This window comes from Acidimicrobiales bacterium, assembly GCA_035547835.1.
In the GTDB taxonomy this organism is placed as follows: Bacteria; Actinomycetota; Acidimicrobiia; order Acidimicrobiales; family Iamiaceae; genus DASZTW01.
On record DASZTW010000001.1, the window covers coordinates 61,455 to 84,131 of the forward strand.

Annotated in this window: 21 protein-coding genes; 11 read left to right on the forward strand and 10 right to left on the reverse strand. The window is 70.4% G+C overall.

Annotated elements, in window-relative coordinates; all coding sequences use genetic code 11:
- The first annotated feature begins 56 nt into the window (after positions 1–56).
- The 3 genes from VHA73_00310 (at position 57) to VHA73_00320 (ending at position 4,003) form a co-directional block, all read left to right on the forward strand.
- Positions 57–1,160 (forward strand): 8-amino-7-oxononanoate synthase, encoded by a 1,104-nt coding sequence (locus tag VHA73_00310; GenBank protein ID HVX16447.1) that lies wholly within the window; start codon positions 57–59, stop codon positions 1,158–1,160.
- On the forward strand, positions 1,157–1,801 hold the full coding sequence (locus tag VHA73_00315; protein HVX16448.1) for a dethiobiotin synthase: 645 nt from the start codon (positions 1,157–1,159) through the stop codon (positions 1,799–1,801). The genes VHA73_00310 and VHA73_00315 overlap by 4 nt, the downstream gene beginning before the upstream one ends.
- Before the next feature lie 243 nt (positions 1,802–2,044).
- Positions 2,045–4,003: an ABC transporter ATP-binding protein gene (locus VHA73_00320; protein HVX16449.1), complete on the forward strand. Its 1,959-nt coding sequence runs from the start codon at positions 2,045–2,047 to the stop codon at positions 4,001–4,003.
- An 81-nt stretch (positions 4,004–4,084) separates the two neighbouring features.
- Here VHA73_00320 and moaA read toward each other — a convergent pair whose 3' ends face one another.
- Genes moaA through galU form a run of 3 tightly spaced genes read right to left on the reverse strand, consistent with a single transcriptional unit; the run spans position 4,085 to position 7,257 of the window.
- Positions 4,085–5,122, reverse strand: coding sequence for a GTP 3',8-cyclase MoaA (gene moaA, locus VHA73_00325; protein HVX16450.1), 1,038 nt, complete (start codon positions 5,120–5,122; stop codon positions 4,085–4,087).
- 16 nt (positions 5,123–5,138) lie between these two features.
- Complete coding sequence (gene glp / locus VHA73_00330; protein ID HVX16451.1) at positions 5,139–6,362, reverse strand: gephyrin-like molybdotransferase Glp; 1,224 nt, start codon at positions 6,360–6,362, stop codon at positions 5,139–5,141.
- A 1-nt stretch (position 6,363) separates the two neighbouring features.
- Positions 6,364–7,257, reverse strand: a complete 894-nt coding sequence (gene galU / locus VHA73_00335; protein ID HVX16452.1) for a UTP--glucose-1-phosphate uridylyltransferase GalU — start codon at positions 7,255–7,257, stop codon at positions 6,364–6,366.
- 150 nt (positions 7,258–7,407) lie between these two features.
- On the opposite strand from galU, the gene VHA73_00340 reads away from it, so the two are divergent.
- Together VHA73_00340 and VHA73_00345 are read left to right on the forward strand one after the other, a co-directional pair.
- Positions 7,408–7,767: an FmdB family zinc ribbon protein gene (locus tag VHA73_00340; protein HVX16453.1), complete on the forward strand. Its 360-nt coding sequence runs from the start codon at positions 7,408–7,410 to the stop codon at positions 7,765–7,767.
- Between the two features lie 97 nt (positions 7,768–7,864).
- A complete protein-coding gene (locus VHA73_00345; GenBank protein HVX16454.1) occupies positions 7,865–8,479 on the forward strand; it encodes a hypothetical protein in 615 nt (204 codons plus the stop codon).
- Positions 8,480–8,506: 27 nt separating this feature from the next.
- On the opposite strand, the gene VHA73_00350 is transcribed toward VHA73_00345, so the two are convergent.
- Positions 8,507–9,877: a TldD/PmbA family protein gene (locus VHA73_00350; GenBank protein HVX16455.1), complete on the reverse strand. Its 1,371-nt coding sequence runs from the start codon at positions 9,875–9,877 to the stop codon at positions 8,507–8,509.
- On the reverse strand, positions 9,874–11,268 hold the full coding sequence (locus VHA73_00355; protein ID HVX16456.1) for a TldD/PmbA family protein: 1,395 nt from the start codon (positions 11,266–11,268) through the stop codon (positions 9,874–9,876). Before VHA73_00355 ends, VHA73_00350 begins: the two co-directional genes overlap by 4 nt.
- Positions 11,269–11,318: 50 nt before the next feature.
- On the opposite strand from VHA73_00355, the gene VHA73_00360 reads away from it, so the two are divergent.
- The 3 genes from VHA73_00360 (at position 11,319) to VHA73_00370 (ending at position 13,942) form a co-directional block, all read left to right on the forward strand.
- The gene (locus tag VHA73_00360) at positions 11,319–11,696 is read left to right on the forward strand and encodes a thioesterase family protein (protein ID HVX16457.1); all 378 of its coding nucleotides are present in this window, start codon (positions 11,319–11,321) and stop codon (positions 11,694–11,696) included.
- Positions 11,697–11,846: 150 nt separating this feature from the next.
- Positions 11,847–12,869 carry a lysylphosphatidylglycerol synthase transmembrane domain-containing protein gene (locus VHA73_00365; protein HVX16458.1) on the forward strand — a complete coding sequence of 341 codons (1,023 nt, stop codon included), beginning with the start codon at positions 11,847–11,849 and terminating at the stop codon, positions 12,867–12,869.
- The gene (locus VHA73_00370; GenBank protein ID HVX16459.1) at positions 12,866–13,942 is read left to right on the forward strand and encodes a phosphatase PAP2 family protein; all 1,077 of its coding nucleotides are present in this window, start codon (positions 12,866–12,868) and stop codon (positions 13,940–13,942) included. The genes VHA73_00365 and VHA73_00370 overlap by 4 nt, the downstream gene beginning before the upstream one ends.
- A 169-nt stretch (positions 13,943–14,111) precedes the next feature.
- Here VHA73_00370 and VHA73_00375 read toward each other — a convergent pair whose 3' ends face one another.
- Entirely contained in the window at positions 14,112–14,984 is an 873-nt protein-coding gene (locus VHA73_00375; protein ID HVX16460.1) for an adenylate/guanylate cyclase domain-containing protein, read from the reverse strand.
- A 106-nt stretch (positions 14,985–15,090) separates the two neighbouring features.
- On the opposite strand from VHA73_00375, the gene dxs reads away from it, so the two are divergent.
- Positions 15,091–16,989 carry a 1-deoxy-D-xylulose-5-phosphate synthase gene (gene dxs, locus VHA73_00380; GenBank protein ID HVX16461.1) on the forward strand — a complete coding sequence of 633 codons (1,899 nt, stop codon included), beginning with the start codon at positions 15,091–15,093 and terminating at the stop codon, positions 16,987–16,989.
- A 12-nt stretch (positions 16,990–17,001) separates the two neighbouring features.
- On the opposite strand, the gene VHA73_00385 is transcribed toward dxs, so the two are convergent.
- Both VHA73_00385 and VHA73_00390 read right to left on the reverse strand, forming a co-directional pair.
- On the reverse strand, positions 17,002–17,547 hold the full coding sequence (locus VHA73_00385) for an RES family NAD+ phosphorylase (GenBank protein HVX16462.1): 546 nt from the start codon (positions 17,545–17,547) through the stop codon (positions 17,002–17,004).
- A 10-nt stretch (positions 17,548–17,557) separates the two neighbouring features.
- Positions 17,558–17,911 (reverse strand): antitoxin Xre/MbcA/ParS toxin-binding domain-containing protein, encoded by a 354-nt coding sequence (locus tag VHA73_00390; GenBank protein HVX16463.1) that lies wholly within the window; start codon positions 17,909–17,911, stop codon positions 17,558–17,560.
- Positions 17,912–17,999: 88 nt separating this feature from the next.
- Here VHA73_00390 and VHA73_00395 point away from each other — a divergent pair, with 88 nt between their 5' ends.
- Positions 18,000–18,884: a PaaX family transcriptional regulator C-terminal domain-containing protein gene (locus tag VHA73_00395; GenBank protein ID HVX16464.1), complete on the forward strand. Its 885-nt coding sequence runs from the start codon at positions 18,000–18,002 to the stop codon at positions 18,882–18,884.
- A 12-nt stretch (positions 18,885–18,896) separates the two neighbouring features.
- Positions 18,897–20,087 (forward strand): amidohydrolase family protein, encoded by a 1,191-nt coding sequence (locus VHA73_00400; protein ID HVX16465.1) that lies wholly within the window; start codon positions 18,897–18,899, stop codon positions 20,085–20,087.
- 624 nt (positions 20,088–20,711) lie between these two features.
- Here the strand turns inward: VHA73_00400 and VHA73_00405 are convergent.
- Both VHA73_00405 and VHA73_00410 read right to left on the reverse strand, forming a co-directional pair.
- On the reverse strand, positions 20,712–21,314 hold the full coding sequence (locus tag VHA73_00405; protein ID HVX16466.1) for a TetR/AcrR family transcriptional regulator: 603 nt from the start codon (positions 21,312–21,314) through the stop codon (positions 20,712–20,714).
- A 9-nt stretch (positions 21,315–21,323) separates the two neighbouring features.
- Complete coding sequence (locus tag VHA73_00410; GenBank protein HVX16467.1) at positions 21,324–22,631, reverse strand: cytochrome P450; 1,308 nt, start codon at positions 22,629–22,631, stop codon at positions 21,324–21,326.
- Positions 22,632–22,677: the final 46 nt, after the last annotated feature.

The window sequence follows — 22,677 nt, forward strand, 5'->3', positions numbered from 1 at the left end:
CACACCAAACGGGCCGTTTGGCTCCGAGCGAGCGCCACCGGCAAGGGTGACAGGCCATGCCGTGGCACCAGTGGGTCGACGACCAGCTCGCCGCCATCCGCGCAGCCGGGCAGTGGCGCCACACGCGAAGCTTCGACGCGCTCGGCCCGACTGGCGTGCTCGGCGGGCGCGAGGTGGTGTCGTTCGCGTCGAACGACTACCTCGGCCTGTCCGCACACCCCGCCGTGATCGACGCGGCGGTTGCGGCGGCGAGCCGCTGGGGCGCCGGCTCAACTGCATCGCGGCTGATCGTCGGGAGCCGCCCGGCGCACGAGGAGCTCGAAGCCGACCTCGCCGAGTGGCGCGGGTGCGAGGCCGCCGTGGTGTTCTCGACCGGTTATGCCGCCAACCTCGGTGTGCTCGCAACCGTCGGCGGCAACGACGTCACGATCCTCAGCGACGAGCTCAACCACGCGTCGATCATCGACGGCTGCCGCCTGAGCCGCTCGAGGATCCGGCGGTTCCGACACGGCGACCTCGACCACGTCACGGAGTTGCTGGCCACGGCCGCGGGGCGTCGGGTCGTGGTCACCGACACGGTGTTCTCGATGGACGGCGACGTCGCGCCGGTCGCGGAGCTGCAGGCGTTGTGCGCTCGGCACGGCGCGCTGCTGGTGCTCGACGAGGCCCACGCCGTACTCGGACCCGACGTCGAGAGCTCGCCCGAGACGATCCGCGTCGGCACCTTGTCGAAGTCGCTCGGCGCGCTCGGCGGGTTCGTCGCCGCCAGCCAGCCGTTCGTTGACTTGTTGGTGAATCGGGCGCGCTCGTACATCTTCACGACCGCGCCATCGCCGGCCGACATGGCGGCCGCGCTGGCAGCCCTGCGGGTGCTCCGCAGCGAGGAGGGCGGCTCGCTCGTCGGCCGGCTACGTGCCGTGGTACAGCGGGTGGCGCCTGGTCACCCGTCGCCGATTGTCCCCTTCGTCGTCGGTGAGGAGGCCGAAGCGGTGGCGGCCGCCGACGCGCTGCTCGCTCGCGGGCTGCTCGTCCCGGCCATCCGCCCACCGACCGTCGCGCCGGGCAGCTCGCGGCTGCGGGTGGCCCTGTCTGCTGCGCACGACGATGCCATGATCGATCGCCTCCTCGAGGGCCTGTCCGCAGTGGGGCTGCGGCCGTGACGGTCCTGTTCGTCGCAGGAACGGGCACCGAGGTCGGCAAGACGTGGGTCGCGTGCGAGGTGGCACGGGCGGCCCGGGGATCAGGTCGGCGCGTGGCCGCCCGCAAGCCCGCGCAGTCATATGACGCGGGCGCGGACGGCGAGCCGCTGGCCGCGACCGACGCCGACCTGCTCGGCGCCGCGTCCGGCGAAGCGCCCACCACGGTGTGCCCGTCGCACCGCTGGTACCCGGTGGCCATGGCGCCACCGATGGCCGCCGACGCGCTCGATCGTCCACCCGTCCGGCTGGCCGACCTCGTCGCCGAGACGACTTGGCCGCAGGGGTGCGACCTGGTGGTCGTCGAAGCCGCGGGTGGCGTCCGCTCGCCCATCGCGCACGACGGCGACGGCGTCGACCTCGCGCAGCGCCTCGCGCCGGACCTGGTCCTGCTGGTCGCCGACGCGACGCTCGGCACGATCAACCTCACCCGCCTGAGTGTCGACGCGCTCACGCCGCTCCCGGTCCTCGTCATCTTGAACCGCTACGACGACGCCGACGACCTCCAGCGCCGCAACCGTGCCTGGCTCGAGCACCACGCCGGACTCGACGTCGTCGTCCACCCCGCCGACGCCCTCCACCACCCCTCCCTCACCCTGCTGTGAGCACTTGGCCACCCAGGAGGTGGCTGAGCGCGCACAGCAGGAATGGTGGGGACCCCTCCCACCGCTGCTGTGAGCACTTGACCACCCAGGAGGTGGCTGAGCGCGCACAGCAGGAATCGTGGGGACCCCTCCCACCGCTGCTGTGAGCACTTGACCACCCAGGAGGTGGCTGAGCGCGCACAGCGGGAATGGTGGGGGCGAAACGGTTGGGGGGTCCGCCGGTCGCCCTCGTATCGTCGGGTCGTGCAACCCGACACGGAACCGCCCGTCGACGGGCAGGACCGGACCACCGTCCCCACGACCGCGGCGTCTGCGATCCCCCTGTCGACCACCCCTCCGCTGCGCGACCTCTGGCGCTACGCACGGGGACACCGCCCGCAAGCGGTGTTCGCCTTCGTGATGTCGGTGTGCAACAAGGTGTTCGACATCGCGCCCGAGCTGTTGATCGGTGCCGCGGTCGATCTGGTGGTCAAGCAGAACGGCCGCTCGTTCGTGGGCCGCGTGATCGGCTCGGACGACCGCTTCACCCAACTCACGGTGCTCGTCGTGGTCACCGTGGCGATCTGGCTGCTCGAGTCCCTCACCGAGTACCTCGCGGTCACCAACTGGCGGAACCTCGCCCAGTCGATCGAGCACGACGCGCGCATGGACACCTACCGCCACGTGCAGACGCTCGAGATGGCCTACTTCGAGGACCGTACGTCGGGTGGGCTGATGACCGTGCTGAACGACGACGTCAACCAGCTCGAGCGCTTCCTCGACATGGGCCCGCACAAGCTCGTGATCACGGCGGCCAACGTCGTGTTCCTGGGCGTCACGTTCCTGGTGGTGTCGCCGCTGCTCGCGCTGTTGGCGTTCGTGCCGATCCCGGTGATCGTCGCCGGATCGCTCTGGTACCAGAAGCGGCTCGAGCCGCGATACGCCAGGGTTCGCCGGGCGGCCGGCGCGATCAGCGACGCCCTCACCAACGGGATCGGCGGCATCGCCACCATCAAGGCGTTCAACGCCGAAGTCCGGGAAGTGGCCCGGGTGCGCGCCGACAGCGACGACTACCGCCTGGCCAACGCCGACGCGATCACGTACTCCACCGCGTTCCGCCCGCTCATCCGCACCGCGGTGCTCGCCGGCTTCACGATGACGTTGGTGATCGGTGGCCGTGCGGCGCTCCGAGGCGACCTGGCCGTCGGCCTGTTCTCGATGCTCGTGTACATGACCCAGCGGCTGCTGTGGCCACTCACCGACTTGGGCGAGACGTTCGACCTGTACCAGCGGGCCATGGCGTCGTGCCGGCGGATCTTCGGGTTGTTGCAGGCGGAGCCGCGCATCCTCCCCGGCGCCCATGACCTGCCGGCTCCCGTGCGGGGCGCCGTGCGATTCGAGAACGTGTCGTTCGCGTATTCACCGGCGAGCGGCGACGTGCTGCAGGGGTTCGACCTCGACGCCGGTGCCGGCGAGACCCACGCGATCGTCGGCGCGACCGGGTCGGGCAAGTCGACCGTGGTCAAGCTGCTCTTGCGGCTCTACGAGCCGACGTCGGGTCGCATCACGGTCGACGGCGAGGCCATCGACCGGCTCACGTTCCGCTCTTTGCGGGGGGCCACCGGGTTCGTGGCACAGGACGTGTTCCTCTTCTACGGCACCATCCGGGAGAACCTCACGTACGGTCGTCCCGACGCGACCGACGCCGAGATCCGACAGGCCGCCCGCCTCGCCGAGGCGGATACGTTCATCGAGTCGCTGCCGGACGGCTACGACACGATGGTCGGCGAGCGCGGCCAGAAGCTGTCCGGTGGGCAGCGTCAGCGCCTCACCATCGCGCGGGCGATCCTCCGCGACCCCGCGATCTTGATGCTCGACGAGGCGACGTCGGCGGTCGACAACGAGACCGAGGCCGCCATCCAGCGGTCGCTCGCCAAGGTGTCGGCCGGCCGGACCACCATCGTGATCGCCCACCGCCTGTCGACCGTGCGCCACGCCCACCGCATCCACGTGATGGAGGCCGGACGCGTGATCGAGGCAGGTACCCACGACGAGCTCGTCGCTCGCGGCGGTCTCTACGCCGCCCTGTGGCGCGTCCAGACGGGTGAGGCGATCCCGACCGCCGATGCCACCCTCGCCGACCCGGACGACCCCGACGACCCGGGCGGCCCGGGCGGCCCGGACGATCCGGATCTTCCGATTCGTGCACAAGTGGCGAAATAGCATCGACCGGCTGAGCCAGCCCGCCGCTTCTGCACGAATCGCAGGAATACGCGCGGGACGGGCGGGTGGCCCGCGGGCTGGTCAGCCGCCGATCTGGCTCATGGAGCGACGCGGGCGGATGAACTGGACCTGGCCGATGGCGTGACCTGACCACTTGGCGGCGACGTTGCCCTCCACCAGCGCGGCGAGCTCGCCGTCGCCGGCGCCGGCTCGAAGCGGCCCACGCAAGTCGGTTTCCTCCAAGGCGAACAGGCAGTTGCGGAGCTTCCCGTCGGCGGTGAGGCGGACCCGGTCGCACTGCTCGCAGAACGGTCGGGTGACGCTGGCGATCACCCCGACCTCACCGGCGCCATCGGCATACCGCCATCGTTCGGCGGGCTCATGGCCGCGGCCCACCGAACCACCGCGGCCCACCGAACCACCCCGGCCCACCGAACCACCGCGGCCCACCGACTCGAGCGGGAACGCGGACTCGATGGCGGCGAGGATCTCCCCCGAGGGCACCACCTGGTCGGGCCGCCACTTGCCTTGGGCGTCGAGCGGCATGAATTCGATGAAGCGCACGACCACGCCCCGGTCGCGCCCGAAGCGGGCGAAGTCGACCACCTCGTCATCGTTCACGCCTCGCATGACCACGACGTTGACCTTGACCGGCGAGAATCCCTCGTCGACGGCGGCATCGATCCCGGCGAGCACCTTGGCGAGCTCGTCGCGCCCGGTGAGCGCCTCGAAGCGGTCGGATCGCAACGAGTCGCACGACACGTTCAGGCGGCCCAGGCCGGCCACCCGCAGATCGTGGGCCATCGTGGGCAGCGCCGAGCCGTTCGTGGTCAGCGCCAGGTCGACCGGGAGCGCGGCCAGCTTGGCGACCAGCACTGGGAGGTGGGCACGGACGGTGGGCTCCCCACCGGTGAGCCGGATCGAGTCGACCCCCCAGCGGTCGACGAACAGCGTCGCGAGCCGCTCGATCTCCTCGAACGTGAGGACTTCCGATCGGGGTAGCCAGGTCATGCCTTCGGCGGGCATGCAGTAGGCGCAGCGGAAGTTGCATCGGTCGGTGACCGAGATCCGCAGGTCGCGGTGGGTGCGCCCGTACCCGTCGACCAGCTGTCGTGTCACGTCGCCCACCGTAACGTCAGGTGCCGAGCACGAGGCAGGCCACTTCGCACCCCGCGTCGACGCCGGGCCCGTCGGGTAGCACCACCAGCGCGTTGGCGGCCGCCATGGCCGTGAGTTGGTGCGACCCCTGCCCGCCCGCCGACCGCACGTGGAAACGCCCGTCCGACGCCCACTGACCGGTGGCCCGCACGAAGTGGGTCTTGCCGTCGGCGCGCCGGGCGAACGCCTCCTCCGCGACGGCGGCGAGCTCGGGACGCCGGAGCGCCTCGGCGGGGTGGCCGGCGACAGCCCGTAGGGCCGGACGGGCCAACAGCTCGAACGAGACAAGGGATGACACAGGGTTGCCCGGGAGTCCGAACACCGGCGTGTGGTCCACCACCCCGAACGCGAAGGGCTTGGCCGGCCGGATGGCGATCTGCATCCACCGCATCTGACCGATGCGGTCGAGCACGGCCTTGACCTCGTCGAAATCGCCCATGCTCACCCCACCACTGCTCACCACTGCGTCGCACGTGGCGGCACCGCGACGGAGCAGCGCCTCGATGGCCACTGGGTCGTCGGGCGCCCAACCGAGGTCGACGGGTTCGAACCCCCCGGCGCGGATGAGCGCGAGAAGGCCGAGCCGGTTGCTGTCGTGGATCTGCCCCGGCCCCAGCGGCGCACCAGGAGCGACCAACTCGTCGCCGGTCGACAACACCCCGACCCGCGGGCGCGGCGTCACCATGACCTCGGCAACTCCGGCGGTTGCAAGGAGCGAGAGGTTCGCCGGGCCGAGTTGCACGCCCGCGGCCACGACCGGCGCACCGGGCAAGAGGTCGGACCCCGCCCGCCGCACGTTCGCGCCGCCGGTCACGGCTTCGGTCACGGTGACGAGATCGCCGTCGACCGTGGTTCGTTCCACGATGACCACCGCGTCCGCACCCGCGGGCAGCGGTGCACCCGTCATGATCCGGATGGCGCAGCCGGGACCCACCGCCTCCGTGGCGACCGCCCCGGCGGCGACGGTCTCGATGATGCGCAGCCTCGCGGGCGTGTCCTGGGAGGCGCCGGCGACATCGGCCGAGCGCAGTGCGAACCCGTCCATCGCCGAGTTGTCGAACGGGGGGACCGCAACCTCGCTGGTGACGGTCTCGGCCACGACGAGGCCGAGCGCCTCGCCGAGCGGGTACTGCTCCGGCGGGAGCGGACCGACCCGGCTCAGGACGTGCTGGACAGCAGCGTCGAGCGGGAGCAGCGCCACCTCAGAGGCCGCGGTCGCGGACCAGATCAGCGAGGAAAGTCGCGAACTCAGCTCCCAAGTCGTCGCGCTCGAGGGCCAACTCCACCGTGGCCCGGAGGTAGTCGAGCTTGTCGCCGACGTCATAGCGGCCGTCGGTGAAGCACACGCCGTACACGGGTTCGGTGTCCATGAGGAAGCTGATCGCGTCGGTCAGCTGGATCTCACCGCCGACACCGGGCTCGATCTTGTCGATGGCGTCGAAGATCCGCGGCGAGAAGATGTAGCGGCCCATCACCGCGTAGTTCGACGGCGCGTCGGCAGGCTTGGGCTTCTCCTCGATGCCCGTGAGGCGCACGATGTCGGGCTCATCGGTGGTTTCGACTGCGGCGCAGCCGTAGGAGGAGATCGACTCGATCGGCACCTGCTTGAGCGCCAGCACGGTGCCGCCGCGCGCTTCGTACACCTCGATCATGCGCCGCAGCAGACGGGCCTCGTCGACCATGATGTCGTCGCCGAGCAGCACGGCGAACGGTTGGTCGCCCACGTGCTTTGCCGCGACGCCCACCGCGTGGCCCAGACCGAGCGGTTCACCCTGGCGCACGTAGTGGATGTCGGCCAGGTCGGCCAGCCCCTGGACCTCGGCCAACATGTCGTGCTTGCCGGCCCGGTCCAGCGCGAACTCCAGCTCGCCCTGGCGATCGAAGTGGTCCTCGATCGAGCGCTTGTTGCGCCCGGTGACCACCAAGATGTCGGTGAGGCCGGCCTGCACCGCTTCCTCGACCACGTATTGGATCGCCGGCTTGTCGACGATCGGCAGCATTTCCTTTGGCTGGGCCTTGGTGGCCGGCAGGAACCTGGTGCCCAGACCAGCAGCTGGCACCACCGCCTTGCGCACCGCCCCGTGCGTCGCATCCATCGCCGCGCATCCTACGACCGGGCCACCCCGCAGCGCAGGTCCGGACCGTCGAGCACTGTCTCGCCGCTCGCGCCACGGATTGGAGGCCGCGGCGGGACGGTCCGGTAGCATTGGCACTCAACGTTGCCGAGTGCCAGCCGGCGAGGTCCGATGCCCACCTACGAGTACCGCTGCAAGAAGTGCGACCAGACCCTCGAGGTCTTCCAGTCGTTCACCGACGACTCGCTCACCGAATGCCCCAACTGCGGCGGCACGCTGCGAAAGGTCTTCGGCAACGTCGGCATCACATTCAAAGGCAGCGGCTTCTACAAGACCGACAGCCGCTCGGGAACCAAGAGCCGATCGGGCTCCGGCTCATCGTCGTCCGACGGCTCGTCCACGACGTCGTCGAGCGAGTCGACCAGTAGCTCCGGCGGATCGGGCGGTACCAACGGCTCCGCCGGATCCGGGGGATCGAAGGGCTCGGGCGACAAGAGCCCCTCAGCCACGACTTCCAGCTCCAGTTCCTGAGCCGCAGCGCGGCGATCGCCTAACCTCCCCTCGTTCGTGGGTCGACGCACGGCCCTCCTCCGCATCTTGGCCAACCGGCCTGTCCCGAGGAGCTTCCGTGCCGCCTCTGTCGCTGATCGTCGCCCGCCTCCGCCTCCGCTTGCACCGCCGGGCCGTCGCCACCTGGCTGACCGTGGTCCTGTGTTCGGCCACTGCCGGCTTCGTCGCCCGCGGCGGCTCCGGTCGCTCCTCCCCGGCTCCCGCCGCCACGCGTCGCGTCGTGGTGGCCACGGCCAACCTCACGCCGGGCGCGTCGCTCGACGGCCATGTCCGCTACGCCGACGTCGACACGTCGATCGTGCCCGCCGGCGCGGTCACCCGACTCCCGCGGCACCGTGCCGCTCGAGTCACGCTCCACCGGGGCGAGGTCCTGGTGACCGATCGGGTTTCGGGCCGGACCGGCGCTGGGCCCGCTGCGCTGTTGGCGCCGGGATTCAGCGGCGTGGCCGTGCCGCTCCCCGACACCGCGCCCACCTTGCGAGTGGGCGACCGTGTCGACGTGGTGGACACGACAGCGGCGGGTGAGGCCCGGGTGGTGGGGCACCGCCTCGAAGTGATCGACGCGCACGCCGAGTCGATCACGGTCGCGGTCCGCGCCGACGAAGTGCCTTCGCTGGCGTCGTCGCTGGCGGACGGCGAGTTGACCGTGGTGTTCGTGGGCCCGCCCTCATGAGCGGGCATCGGTCGCCGGGGCCGGCGATCAGCTCCCCGACACCGACACGTCGCGGATGACCAGGCTCACCCCGGTGGCGCTCATCGGCAGCCACTCGACGTCACCGCCCACCTCGACCACGTCTTGCAGCATCTTTTGGAGCGTCGACGCGATCGTGAACTCTCGCAAGGGCTCGCCGACCGCGCCGCCGCTGATGCGCAGGCCTTGCGCGCCGGTCGAGAAGTCACCGCTCACCGGGTTCACCCCCGAGTGCAACCCCGACACCGACGACACCAACAGCCCGTCGCCCACCGCAGCGAGCAACTCATCCTGCATGCGGGTGCCCGGCTGCAACGCCACGGCGAGGCAGCCGACGCCGGGCACGCCCCGGAACCCTCCACGAACGGCGTTGCCCGTCGAGCCTGCACCGGACCACCGGCCGGTGTACGTGTTGTGCACGAACTGCCGCAGCACACCGCCGTCGATCAGCACGTTGCGCCGCGCCGCGAGCCCTTCGCCATCGGTCTCCGACGCGCTGTACGCGCGCGGCTCGGTGGGGTCGTCGATCAGCGTCACCAGCGAGGCCGCCACCTCCTCGCCGAGCCGGTCGGCGAACAGCGACCGCCCCTTGAGGACCGACTCGCCGTTGAGCGTGCCGCCGATGATCCCGATGAGTTGGGCGGTCACATACGGGTCGAGCACCACGGTCATCCGGCCGCCGCGGGGCTTGGTGGCCCCGAGCAGCCGGGTCGCGCGGTGGGCCGCCTCGCGGGCGGCCGCCTCGGCGTCGAGGTCGCCGAGCACCCTGCCCACCGAGAAACCGAAGCCCGTCTGGGTCTCGTCGCCTTCGGCGGCCAGCGGATACGCGCCGATGTAGCAGCCGCTCTCGCGGCTCGCCGTGCGGATCCCGGTGTTGGTGACCACGCAACCCTCGGCGAGCACGTCGCCGTAGTCGACGCTCTCGGCACCCGTGATGCGCGGGTCGGCCGCGCGCACAGCTCGTTCGAGCTCCATCGCCAACGCCACTTTGTCCGGGGTGGGGGTGTCGGCCAGCTCGGGACGGTACAGATCGAGCTCGGGCACCGGCACGCCGTCGGGTTCGGCCAGGCCGAGGTGCTCGTCGGGCGAACCGAACTTGGCGTTGTCGCGGGCCTCGGCCAGCGTCTCGGCCAGCACCGACTCGTCGAGCGACCCGGCGTACGCGAACCCCTGCCGGTGGTCGGCCACCACCCGGATGCCGAACCCCTGGGACTCGGCCGACTGGAGCTGTTCGATCTCGCCTTCGTAGACCCGCACATCGGTGGTGCGGCCGCGACCGACCACGACCTCGATCTGCTCGCCGTCGACCGCCTGGTCGACGACGCGGTCGGCCAGGGCCAACAGGTCGTCGCTGGTGGTGGGCGCCGTGGCCGCGCTCACGCTGCGGTCCCGCCGATGGTCAGCCGGGTCACGCGCAAGGTGGGACAACCATCGCCGACCGGTACGCCTTGCCCGTCCTTGCCGCACGTGCCGGGCGGGCCCATCTCGAAGTCGTGGGCCACCGCATCGATGTCGGCCAACACTTGGGGCCCGTTGCCGATCAGGTTGCCCTCACGCAGCGGCTCGGTGATCTTGCCGCCCTCGATCAGGTACGCCTCGGTCATGCCGAACACGAAGTCGCCGGTGGCCGTGTTCACTTGGCCGCCGCCGAGTTGTGCCACGTACACCCCGTGGTCGGTGCCCGCGATGATCGCTTCGGGATCCTCCTGGCCGGCCAGCACATAGGTGTTGGTCATGCGGACCATCGGCAAGTGCTGGTAGCTCTGTCGGCGTCCGTTGCCCGACCGAGCCCGACCTTCCTTGCGGGCTCGGAGGAAGTCCCACATGTAGTCGGTGAGCACGCCGTCTTCGATCAGGACGTTGCGACCCGCGGGCGTGCCTTCGTCGTCGATGCCGAAGCAACCCCACTCGGTCGGCATCGTGCCGTCGTCGACGAGCGTGACCAGCGGCGACGCCACCTGCTCACCACGCCGACCGCGGAACACCGACGCACCTTTGCCCACGAGGTCGGCCTCGAGACCGTGGCCGCAAGCCTCGTGGAACAAGACCCCACCGGCGCCCCGGCCGATCACCACCGGCATCTCGCCCGTGGGAGCGGGGCTCGCCGCCAGCTTGGTGACCGCCCGGTTGGCCGCCCGTCGGGCGAGCTCGTCGACGTCGTAGCGGTCGAACAACTCGAAGCCGATCGTGTGGCCGATCGACTCGCGCCCGGTCTGCATGCCGGTGTCGCCGGATGCCACCGTGCTGACGGAGAACAACGTTCGGACCTGTTCGTCGCCGGTGAGGAGACCGTCAGAGTTGGCCACCAGGATCCGACGCTCCGAGTCGGCGTACTGCGAGGTGACCTGCGTGATCGAGGAGTGCTCGGCGCGTGCCACCTCGTCGGCCCGCTGGAGCAGCGCAACTTTCGTGGCCTTCTCGACGTCGGACGGCACGATCGACGCCGGCGAAGGGTGCGCGTGGTGCTCCTCGGTGAGCGACACCTGGCGGACGCCGCCGCCGCCCGATCGAGCCGCGGCCGACGCGGCCCGGGCCGCGCTGCGCAGCCCCTCGGGCGTCAAGTCGGCCGTGTGCGCAAAGCCGGTGGTGTCACCGACGACCACCCGGATGCCGGCCCCGCGGTCGCGTCCCGACGTGAGCCGCTCGATGCGGCCGTCGTCGAGCAAGGCCGACGACGAGCGCTTGTCCTCGACGAAGACCTCGGCGAACTCGCCGCCGGTCTGCAGCGCGGCATCCAGCGTCTCGCTCACGACATCGGCATCGACCAGCATCGGCTTCTCCTCGTTGGCTGCGTGCGGCCGGGACGGCTTATGGTACGCGGGTGCCAGTGGATACCGGTCGGTGCGCCGAACTTCGTGTACAGGTGGGAGAGGGCGACACCGCTATCGCGTACGGATCCGGTGACGTGCCGGTGCTGGCCACGCCTCGACTCATCGCCTTGTGCGAGCAGGCGTCGATCCTTGCCATCGGCGACGCGCTGCCGCCGGGCACCACCAGCGTCGGCATGCGGGTCGAGGTGTCGCACCTGATGCCCACTGCGATCGGCCAAGAGGTCGAGATCGAGGCCACCCTCGACCGTATCGAGGGCAAGCGCCTCACCTTCAACGTCTCGGCCCACGACGACCGCGGCCTGATCGCCGCCGGCAAGGTCACCCGCGCCGTGGTCGACCGCGCGGCCTTCCTCGCCAAGACAGCCTGACCGAGCTGTGAGCGGTCAGCCACCCACCAGGTGGTCAAGTGCTCACAGCAGGACGGGGTGACCGGGCCAAAGGCCGAGGCGACATCCGCCGGGGTGGGAGAAATGAGCCGGTAGCCTGTCGCCGTTCCCGTTGCCGACACCGAGTCCGCCATGACCGCGAAGAAGGCGCTGATCCTCGTGGCCCGGGTCGTCGTCTCGGTCGGGATGCTCGCCTTCCTCGTCTGGAAGATCAACGACTCCAAGAACGGCCACGGTCACGACCGCATCCTTCCGCCGTTCACCGGAACGACCGTCGCCTGGCTGGCGCTGGCCCTCGCGCTCACCTTCTTGTCGGTGGTGGTGTCCTCCCTGCGGTGGCGTGCGGTGCTCGAAGCGCTCGAGGTCGACCACGTGCCGCCACTCACGAGGCTCGTGTCGCTCTACCTGGCAGGGCTGTTCGTCGGCAACGTGCTGCCGTCCACGATCGGCGGCGACGTCTTGCGGGTCAGCCGCCTGTCCCACGACCTCGGCTCCGACACGCCGGCGAGCTTCGCGTCGGTCGTCCTCGAACGGCTCACGGGCTGGCTGGTGCTCCCCGTCCTCACCCTCGCGGGTTTCACGATCAACCGGGGGTTCCTGCGCGAGCACCACTCGCGCACCGTCGCCCTGCTCATCGCCTGCGGGACGTTGGCGCTCCTGGCGATCGTGTCCTACCTGTTGGTGCACCCTCGCATCGGTGGGCGGCTCGGCTCGTCGGAAGGTTGGCGGCGCTTCGCCGGCGCCGTCCACTACGGCAGCGACCACCTCCGGCGGCACCCGGCGAGGGGGCTGCGCGTGGTGGCGTGGGGGTTCCTGTACCAGCTGATCTTGGTCACCGCGGCGTACAGCGCAGCTCGCACCTTGTCGGCGGAAGCCATCGGCTACACCGCCATGCTCACGTACTTCCCGGTGGTGCTCATCGCGCAAGTGCTGCCCATCTCGATCAGCGGACTCGGCGTGCGCGAGGGTCTGTTCGTGCTGTTCCTCCACCCGCTGGGCGTTCCGAACGGCAAGTCCGTGGCGCTCGGGATCTTGATCTACCTTCTGACGCTCGGGGTGAGCCTGTTCGGCGCCCCCGCGTTTGCGCTGGGCGCCAAAGGGGGTCAACGCCACTCCTCGCCTCCCAGCCCGGAGGCCTCGACCGCAAGGACATGACCGCGGAGACTCGACTGCACGACGACGACGACAGCAGCGCCGGCGCCCGCAAGGCAGGCCCCTCCGCCGCGCCACATCGGCCCGGCGGATCCGGGGGGTCTGGCGCGGTGCACGCGGGCGGCACAGTTGATGGCGTGGTGTCGCGCGCGACCGCCGATCCCCAGGCGGCCCGGACCCGCCGGCCATGGCGCCGACCCACGACCGACGACGGGGTGAAGACCAGCCGGCTGCGATGGTGGAAGGAGCTGATCTTCGTCTGGGTGTTCTACGAGATCTATTCGCTCGTGCGGAACCAGTTCGGGTCCAGCGGCTCGGCAAGCCACGGCAAGATCAGTCCCACGGCCGTGGCCCACGCCTACGGTCACGCCCACGACGTCATCTCGGTCGAGAAGTCGCTGGGGTTCTTCTTCGAACCGCACCTCCAGCGCTGGTACCTCGACCTCCCCACCCACGGCATCATCCGGTTCTGGAACGTGTACTACGCCAGCTTGCACTTCGTGATCACGATCGTGGCGCTGGTCCTGCTGTACCGCAACGCACGGCGGCGCTACCGGTTGTGGCGCAACGTGTTCGCCGCCACGACCGGCTTGGCGCTGGTGGGGTTCGCGGCATTCACGCTCATGCCGCCACGCCTGCTGTCGGACAGCTCGATGTACGGCGCGTGCCACGCCTCGTACCACCTGAGCTGCGTGCACTACGGGCTCGTCGACACGCTGGCGAAGTTCGGCGGCCTGTGGTCGTTCGGATCGGGCACGATGGCGGCGATCTCGAACCAGTACGCCGCCATGCCGAGCTTGCACATCGGCTGGTCCACCTGGTGCGCCATTGTGTTGCTACCCATGATCAAGCGTCGTTGGGTGAAGGCGCTCGTCGTGCTCTACCCGATGGCCACGCTGTTTTGCATCCTGGTGACCGCCAACCACTACTGGCTCGACGCGGTCGGTGGCCTCGTCACCCTCGCGGCCGGCTTCCTGGTCGGCTACCTCGCGCTGCAACTCACTCTCCGCTGGGATGAGCGCCGCGAGCGCCGCGACAGTCCCCAACCGGCGATTCGTGCAGAACTGGCTGAATGACCGCCAAGAGTGCACGAAGAACCGCGCCGCAACACACCGCCACCAACTCTTCGTGCAGAAGTGGCTGAACAGCCGCCATTTCTGCACGAATCGGAGGATTTTGGCGCGAGCGGGGTGGCGACAGGGCAGAGGTGACGACGGGGTCAGCGGGCGGCCGGTGACGACGGGGTCAGCGGCGTGCGGTGGAGACGCGGCAGATCTCGGTTCGCCCGGAGATGCCCTTGAGCCGGACGGCCCGGGCGTGGTCGAACCGCAGGCCAGGAACGTCGGCTGCGGCATCGCGCACGGCGGCCGTGGCCAGCACTTCGCCCCCAGCCGCCTGTTCGGTGACTCGGGCGGCGATGTTGACGACGTGGCCGACGAGGTCGTCGGCGGTCACCACCGCCTCCCCCGCGTGCATGCCGGCCCGCAACCGCAACGGGCCGTCGGTGACCTCGACCAGTTCCACCCCCGCCAGGGCGGCCGCGGCCGGGTCGGAGAACGACAGGAGCAGACCATCGCCGAGGCGCTTCACCACCTTGCCGCCGCGGCTGCGAACCACCGGGCCCACCTTGCGGTGGTGGTCGGCGAGCAGCTCGATGGCCGCCTCGTCACCGCGCGACGACGTGAAACGGGTGAAGTCCTCGAGGTCGGTGAACATCACCGTCAGTTCCTCAGTGCCGGTGGTGCCACCGTGTTCAGCGTCGTATGACAGGAGCTGCAGCGTGGTCAGCCCGAGCTGGTTGATCATCGAGGGCCGCTGCTCGACCGAGCGCTCGAGGAACCGTTGCAGCACTTCCTTCGGTCCGGCGGTCGACACGCGGTGGCGGCTCGGGTCCTCGAGCCACTTGCGGTCGATCAGCCCCACCTCCACGGCGCTGGCGGCACGCTCGGGATCGCTGCGGATCACTTCCGCGAGGTGCACGCCGAGGTTGCGGCGCATGGTGGCCAGCGCCTCTGATCCGGCGGCCCGAGCCTTGGCCCGCCGCACGCGCGGACTTGCGGCGTCGCCGGCGGGACGGTCGCCGCGTCGGGCGGGCGTCAGGTCAGGGGTCTCAGACACGCCGTGACTCTATGCGCCGCGATATCCGGGCCTCCGCTCGACGGGCCACTTGGGCGCGGCGTCGATAGCATTGGTACGTCCGCCCAACCTCGGAGCCTCACCCCACATGCTCCTCGACACCATCGACAGCCCGGCGGACCTGCGCCGGCTGACGTATGAGCAACTCGACCAGCTGGCAGCGGAGATCCGCGACTTCATCGTCGGAGCGGTCTCCGCCACCGGTGGTCACCTCGGATCCAACCTCGGCGCGGTCGAGTTGTCGATCGCGCTCCACCGGGTCTTCGACTCGCCCCGCGACATCCTGCTGTGGGACACCGGCCACCAGGCCTACGTCCACAAGCTGCTCACCGGGCGTCGCGCCGGCTTCGTCGACCTGCGCCAGCAAGGCGGCCTGTCCGGCTACCCGAACCGGGCCGAGTCGCCCCACGACTGGATCGAGAACAGTCACGCCTCCACGAGCTTGAGCTACGCGCACGGCCTTGCGGTCGCCCAGGCCTCGCCCGAAGTAGGCGAGGGCCGCCGCGTCATCGCCGTCATCGGCGACGGCTCGATGACCGGCGGCATGGCCTACGAGGCGCTCAACAACCTGGGCCACTCCGGCAAACGGGCCGTGATCGTGCTCAACGACAACGGCCGCTCTTATGCCCCGACCGTGAGTCGGCTGTCCGAGAGCGTCGCGCGCCTGCGGCTCAACCCCGCCTACTTGAAGTCGCGCGAGCGCTTCAAGCGGCGCGTGCAGGAGCTGCCGCTCATCGGCGACCGGATCGCCTGGGGGCTGAGCGGCGCGGCGGCCGGCCTGCGCGAGTTGGTCGAGCCGCACGTGTTCTTCGAGACGCTCGGCGTGCGCTATTCCGGTCCATTCGACGGCCACGACGTCGAGGGGCTCGAGCGCGCGCTGCGCGCCGCTGGCAGCTACGACGGTCCGGTCGTGGTCCACGTGCTCACCACCAAGGGCAAGGGCTACCCGCCTGCCGAAGGCGACGAGGAGATGTGCCTCCACGACACGTCGGTGTTCGATCCCGAGTTGGGCCCGCAGCCGGTCGACAACCCCTCGCCCAAGTACACCGGGGCCTTCAGCGAGGTCGTACTCAAAGAAGCCGAGGCCCGCCCCGAGATCGTGGCGATCACCGCGGCCATGCCGGGATCCACCGGACTGCTCCCGTTCGCCGCCCGCTACCCCGATCGCTTCTTCGACGTGGGCATTGCCGAGCAGCACGCGGTCACCTCTGCGGCCGGTATGGCGATCGGCGGCCTGCGGCCAGTCGTCGCCATCTACTCCACGTTCCTCACCCGCGCGCTCGACCAGATCCTGTACGACGTCGGTCTGCACCGCGAGCCGATCATCTTCGCCATCGACCGGGCCGGCATCACCGGTCCCAACGGACCGAGCCATCACGGCTTGTACGACCTCCGCCTGCTCATGGCCGTCCCCGGGATCACCGTTTTCGCGCCGTCGTCCTACCAAGAGCTCCAGCAGATGTTCCACGACTCGCTCGAGCTCACTGACGGACCGGTGGCGATCCGCTGGCCCGGTACCGACGCTCGCATGGTCGGCGAGCACGAGGTAGGCCGCGGCCTCCACGCCCGCCTCGCCCGACCGCTCGCGGATGGCGCCGATGCCGACCTGTGCATGGTCGGCGTGGGTGACCGGCTGGAAGTGTGCGAGGAGGCAGCCGACCGCCTGAGCGCCGAAGGCATCGGCGTGTCGATCTGGGACCCCAGAGTCGTCAAACCGCTCGATCCCGACCTCGTCGCTGACGCGGTCCGCCACCGGGCCGTGCTCACGGTCGAGAACGGTGTGCGCACAGGTGGCGTCGGCTCGGCCGTCGCCGACGCCGTCACGGAAGCCGCCGTGGCGGCCGGCGCGGCCCACCCTCCGTTCGTCCGCATGCTCGGCACACCTGATGCGTACGTCGAACAAGGCAAGCCGGCAGCCTTGTTGGCGATGCTCGGCCTCGACGCCGACGGCATCGCGACCGCGGCGCGGCACCTCCTCGGCGCCTGACAAGCCCGCCCGCTACCCCACCATCCGCACCGGCTTGGCCAGGATGCCGGCCGCCGCGATCACGGCGTCGTGGTCGAGGCCGAGATCGAGCACGCGCACCACGCGAACGTCGGTCGACCACAACGCCAGCAGCGGCCGGTGCTCGGGCCACGTCGACCACCAGCGCACCCCGTCGGCACCCCGCTCGTGGATGCGACGAGCCAACTCCTGGGTGACGGACCGGTCGGCGCTCATCACCTCGGTGGGCCGCGACCCCAAGTCGACCAGCCGTCGCGGGTCATCGAGATCGACCACGTCGATGCCCTCGTCGACTTCGAGCACGCCGAGCCGATACATCGCGCCGGCCAGACCCGGCACCCGGAACATGGCGGCGCTCCACCACGCCAGGCCTGCGAACCGCTCGATCACGGCGGTCGTGGGGTCGAGCGCGAGGTACCGCGCGCGGTACGAGGCGGGGTTGTCGAAACGGCCCGCCCCCTGCTCGGGCAAGTAGCGGGCATGGCCGGGCTGGGTGGCTCGAACCCCCGCGACGTGCGGGAAGACCCGGTAGGTGAGCACGGCTCGGGCGCTAACCGAAGGCGCCTTGGGCCTCGGCGTCGAGCGCCGCGAGCACCTCGGGCGCGCCTCGGTGGCGCAGCACGTCGATCGGGCGGCGGCCCGCGAGGTGGGCGTTCGAGCCGGTGAGCCACGCTTCCACCAGCGACCGGTCCCACAACAGCAGCACTCTCGCCACCACGTGGTCGAGGTCGAGCAGCCGCCGTGCGGTCTCGGGCCCGGGCGCCTCGAGGCCCTTGCGCCAGCGGCTGGGTTGCGATGCCGACACGTCGAGCAGGCGGGCCAGCGCGTTCACGCCCCCCACCACATCGATCAGGAACTCGGTCCGTTCGCTCGACAACCAACTCGTGGCCGCACGCACTGCCATGCCGCAAGGCTACCATGCCCAACGAATTTGTTGGGCAGACTGAACCAGGGTTCCGGGGACCGATCGGGCGCCGACGTAGCTTGGCGCGGTGACCTCGACCCGACCCCACGCCACCCGCACGCGGCGTCGAGCCGACGGTCAGCCGAGCGCCAGGGCGCTGCTGCTGTCGATCCTCGGCCAGCACGTCGCCCCTGCCGGTGGCCAAGCGTGGACGTGGACGCTCGTCGGAGCGCTCGGCGCCGTCGGCGTCGAGGAGCGCGCAGCCCGCCAGGCGCTCGCACGCTCCGAAGCGGGCGGATGGTTCACGTCGACCACCGAAGGTCGCTTCACCCGCCTGCGGCTCACCGAGGGCGCATGCCAGTTGCTCGCATCAGCGACCGCCCGCCTGACGCGCTCGCTCGAGGACGGCGACCGTCCCGCATGGGACGGGCAGTGGCTGATCCTCCACCTCCGACCCCCGGCGGACGGCGACCGGGCCGGCGACGCACGAACCGCCCGCGCGTCGCTGCAGAGCCGGCTCGAGTTCGAGGGGTTCGGTTCGCTGGCAAGCGGCTTGTGGATCGCGACCGACCGCCGGGCTGCGGCAGGGACGCGCGAAGCAGTGGCCGAGGCCGGGCTCACCGACCGGACCGTGCTGTTCGAAGCCCGGCTGCTCGATGACGTCGACCTCGTGGGCCAGGCGTGGGACCTCGATGCTGCGGCAGCCGCGCACGACAGCTTCCTGCACCGGTGGGCTGACGCTCCAGGCGACGACGGGCGGGCCGTCGCACCGCCCGACGCGTTCGCCACGATCACTCGCCTGGGCCACGAGTGGCAGGAGCTTCTCCAGTTCGCACCCGATCTGCCCGATGAGCTCCTGCCCGACGATTGGCCGGGCCGGACGAGTCGAGCGCGCTTCGTCACCCTCTACCGGCGTTGCGTGGAGCCCGCGGCCACGTACTACACAGCATTGACAGAGCGCGATCTTGCGTAGACAATGAGTGACATGGCAGCGCGCACGCCGACCCACCCCATCTTCGACGCGGACAACCACTACTACGAGGGCCTTGACGCGTTCACCCGCCACCTCCCAGCGGGCGCCGGCCCCCGCACGGTGGAGTGGGCCGAAGTCAACGGCCGCAAGTACCACTTGCTCGCCGGGAAGATCTGCCGGGCCGTGACCAACCCCACGTTCGACCCGGTGGCGAAGCCGGGCATCCTCGCGGACTACTTCCGTGGCAACCCCAACGGCGCCAACCCGCTCGAGCGGCTCAAAGAGCGTGAGCCCGTGCGCGACGCGTACCGAACCGCCGCGGCGCGGCTGCCGGTCCTCGAGGAGCACGGGCTGGAGGCCGCATGGATCTTCCCGACGCTCGGGATGATCTACGAGGAGCACCTCAAGCACGATCCCGGCGCGGTCGCCATCACCTTCGAGGCCTTCAACCGCTGGCTGCTCGACGACTGGGGCTACAACCACGACGACCGGCTGTTCGCGGCGCCGTACCTGTCGCTCGCCGATCCCGGGTGGGCCTGCCGCGAGCTCGAGTTCGCGCTCGACCACGGCGCCCGCACGGTGGTCATGCGCCCCGCCGCGCCCACCACGGTCGACGGCCCCAAGCCGCCCGCCGACACCGCCTTCGACCCGTTCTGGGCACGGGTCAACGAAGCCGGCATCACCGTGGTGGTCCATGCGGGCGACTCGGGCTACACGTCCCACGGCTACGCCGACGACGGCTTCAGCGCGAACTTCGCCGGCGGCGGCGTGCCACGCCCCATCAAGATGCTGAACCTCGAGCGACCGATCGAGGACTTCCTCGCGTCGCTGGTCGGCGACCAACTCTTCGCCCGCTTCCCCAACGTGCGGATCGCATCGGTCGAGAACGGCTCAGGCTTCCTCCGCTCGCTCCTGCACCGCCTCCAGATCGTCAGCAAGAAGATGCCCGGTTGGTTCCAGGAAGACCCGGCGGTCACGTTCCGGCGCCACATCTGGATCAACCCGTTCTGGGAGGACGACATCGACGAGGTCGTCGAGCTGATGGGCGCCGACCGTGTGCTGTTCGGGTCGGACTGGCCCCACATCGAGGCACTTCCCCACCCGCTCGACTACCTCGAGGAAGTCGCCCACCTCGACGAGGCCTCACGCCGCAAGATCCTGCACGACAACGTCGCCGAGCTCAACGACCTGCGTCCCGCGTGACCCGCACCGGACGGCGCTCGCCGCCCGCGCGCCGGTCGCCCAGAACTCCTTGCGGCGTTCGGTCGGCCCGACCCCGGGCGCGGGAGGTTGGCCCGGCAGCGGGGTCCTCGGCAGGTCGCGGTAGGGCGGTGGACGTGGCGGCAGGTGGGGATCGGACGCCACGGGCCCCGGAGGCGCAGAGGACCACGCCGTCGGGGGCCGCTCCCCGCCACGTCGGTGTACGAGGAGCCGGCGAGCGTTGCGCGGGGCCCCGCACCGCGCTGTCGGTCCACAGGACTGCGCCTTCGCACCGCGCGACCACGGTGCCACCGCGGCAGGAGTCGCCGCGGAGCTCGACCGGCTGCAGCGGGGTGTCGGAGAACCGGCCTGCGAGGCGTACCGCGCCCAGCCAGTGCCCGTGCGGCCCACTGGGTTCGCCGGGATCGAGGTGCAGCACGAGGTGGGCCCGACCCCGGCTGCCGCGGACGATCTCGCCCCACGACGTCCACCCCGATCGACGCGATGAGCAGCGCCCCCAATGCACCCAGCTGACCCGGCTGGCGTTCGACGCCGGACCATGCGCCCGTCGGCGCGCCCGTCACCCATGGCGATCCCCGCGGTGACGGCGTGAGACCAGGCACGCAGCTATCCCCCAGGGAAGAGCACCGACGCGAGATCGGCCGCGGCGACGGTGGCATCTGCCTCGCCGACGGCCAGCTCTTCCACGATCAGCGCGAACAATGTGGAGCGCACGAGCCGAGCTGCCATGGCGACGTCGACGGGTCCGGCGGCAAGCTCCGGAAACAGCTGCGACATCCACGCGGCGAGGCCGTCGGACACGGAGGACACCAGCTCGTCGATGGCTGACCGAACCGACGCGTCGCCTTGGATCGATTCCGAGACCAGCACGCGCCACACCGATTCCTCCGCAAGCGTCCCTTCCCAGACGGCTGCGAACAGCGATTCGAGCCGAGCGGGGGGCGGCAGCGACGGGTCGACCGTGGGCTGCTCCTCGCGAAGGCGTTCGGTGTAGCGCCGCTCGAAGAGCAGTGCCCGCACGAGCTCCGCTTTCGACGGGAAGTAGTGGTACAGCGTGGCCACGTTGAGGCCGCACGCGGACGCGAGCCGGCGCATCGACGTCTTGGCCACCCCACGTTCGCCCATCAGCTCCAGCGCGGTCGCGAGGATGCGCGCCCGCTGGTCGACAGTGCCGGCGCCGGCGGGGGACGCGGTGACGGAAGCGGGCATGTCGACTGTCTAGACCCCCGCCTGCGGCGCGCGGCCTTCGCGCTCGGGCGTGAACCGCGCCGGCAAGCGCTTGATCGACATGACCAACGACGAGTCGCCCCGCTCGAGCGGAGCCGACGGGTCGACGGCCGAGATGTCCCGGAGTCGAGCGAACAGCTCCTCGTACACGATGCGGATCTCGGCCTTGGCGAGGTTGTAGCCCATGCAGAAGTGGGTGCCGACCCCGAACGCCAACGACGGGTTGGGGTCGCGGTCGAGGATCAGGTCGTCGGGCCGGTCGAAGACGTCCTCGTCGCGGTTGGCCGACTGGTACAGCATCAGCACTTTGTCGCCTTCGCAGAGCTGCACGCCCTTGTAGACGTGGTCACGCGTGAGGGTGCGGTTGAAGCTCAGCACGGGCGACACGAACCGCACGATCTCATCGACCGCGGTCTCCATCAGCTCGGGCTCCGCCACCAGGCGGGCGCGCTGGTCCGGGAAGCGGCTCAACGCGTGGAGCCCGCCGGACAGCGCGTTGCGGGTGGTCTCGTTGCCGGCCACCACCAACAACGTGAGGAACATCAGGAGGTCGTCGTTGCTCAACGGGCTCACCGCAGTCGCAGTGGCCTCGTCGGCCACCGACGGCATCCCGCCCCGGCCGAGCTCCCCGTCGTCAAAGGCGTTGGTCAAGATCCCGATGATGTCGTCGGTCCGTCCGGTGCGGCGGCGCTCGTCGATGTGCACGCTGCACGCATCGCAGAACTCGCCGAACGCCACCGCGGCGGCTAGCAGCGCCGGGCTCTCGGGGTCCGTGTGGCCGTCGCCCGCCATCATGTCGTCGGACCAGTGGTACAGGTGCTTGCGCTGTTCGGGGTCGAGCCCCATCATCTCGGCGATCACGATCAGCGGCACGTGGATGGCGAAGTCCTCGACGAACTCGACCTCGCCCTTGGCCGCGACCGAGTCGATCAGCTCGCGTGACAGATCGCGGATGTGGTCGCTGAGCTGCCGCACGACCCGCGGTGTGAAGCCCTTGCTCACCAGGCGCCGCTGGCGAGTGTGCTCGGGGTCGTCCATCGCGATGATCGACATCGGCGCCATGAGCTTCGGCCGTACACCCTGCGCCGCGGAGAAAAGGTCGTCGTTGCGGCTCACGTAGCTGACGTCCTCGTGCTTGGACACGACCCACAGCTCGTTGCGGGGGTCCCACCAGACCGGTGCATGGTTCCGCAGCCAGCGGTAGCCGTCCCACGGATCGTCGTAGAACCGGGGATCCAGCACGTCGAGGTCGAACGGTGGGGTGGGCAGATCGTCCTTGGTCACCACGGTGTCAGCCATGGCGCCAGACCGTACCAAACGAACGTTTGATGGGGAGCGCGCGCCG

Coding starts and splice junctions, on each gene's coding strand:
- VHA73_00310 (HVX16447.1), top strand. CDS start 57: ATGCCGTGGCACCAGTGGGTCGACGACCAGCTCGCCGCCATCCGCGCA.
- galU (HVX16452.1), bottom strand. CDS start 7,257: ATGGATGCGACGCACGGGGCGGTGCGCAAGGCGGTGGTGCCAGCTGCT.
- VHA73_00340 (HVX16453.1), top strand. CDS start 7,408: ATGCCCACCTACGAGTACCGCTGCAAGAAGTGCGACCAGACCCTCGAG.
- VHA73_00355 (HVX16456.1), bottom strand. CDS start 11,268: ATGCTGGTCGATGCCGATGTCGTGAGCGAGACGCTGGATGCCGCGCTG.
- VHA73_00365 (HVX16458.1), top strand. CDS start 11,847: ATGACCGCGAAGAAGGCGCTGATCCTCGTGGCCCGGGTCGTCGTCTCG.
- VHA73_00370 (HVX16459.1), top strand. CDS start 12,866: ATGACCGCGGAGACTCGACTGCACGACGACGACGACAGCAGCGCCGGC.
- dxs (HVX16461.1), top strand. CDS start 15,091: ATGCTCCTCGACACCATCGACAGCCCGGCGGACCTGCGCCGGCTGACG.
- VHA73_00390 (HVX16463.1), bottom strand. CDS start 17,911: ATGGCAGTGCGTGCGGCCACGAGTTGGTTGTCGAGCGAACGGACCGAG.
- VHA73_00400 (HVX16465.1), top strand. CDS start 18,897: ATGGCAGCGCGCACGCCGACCCACCCCATCTTCGACGCGGACAACCAC.
- VHA73_00405 (HVX16466.1), bottom strand. CDS start 21,314: ATGCCCGCTTCCGTCACCGCGTCCCCCGCCGGCGCCGGCACTGTCGAC.
- VHA73_00410 (HVX16467.1), bottom strand. CDS start 22,631: ATGGCTGACACCGTGGTGACCAAGGACGATCTGCCCACCCCACCGTTC.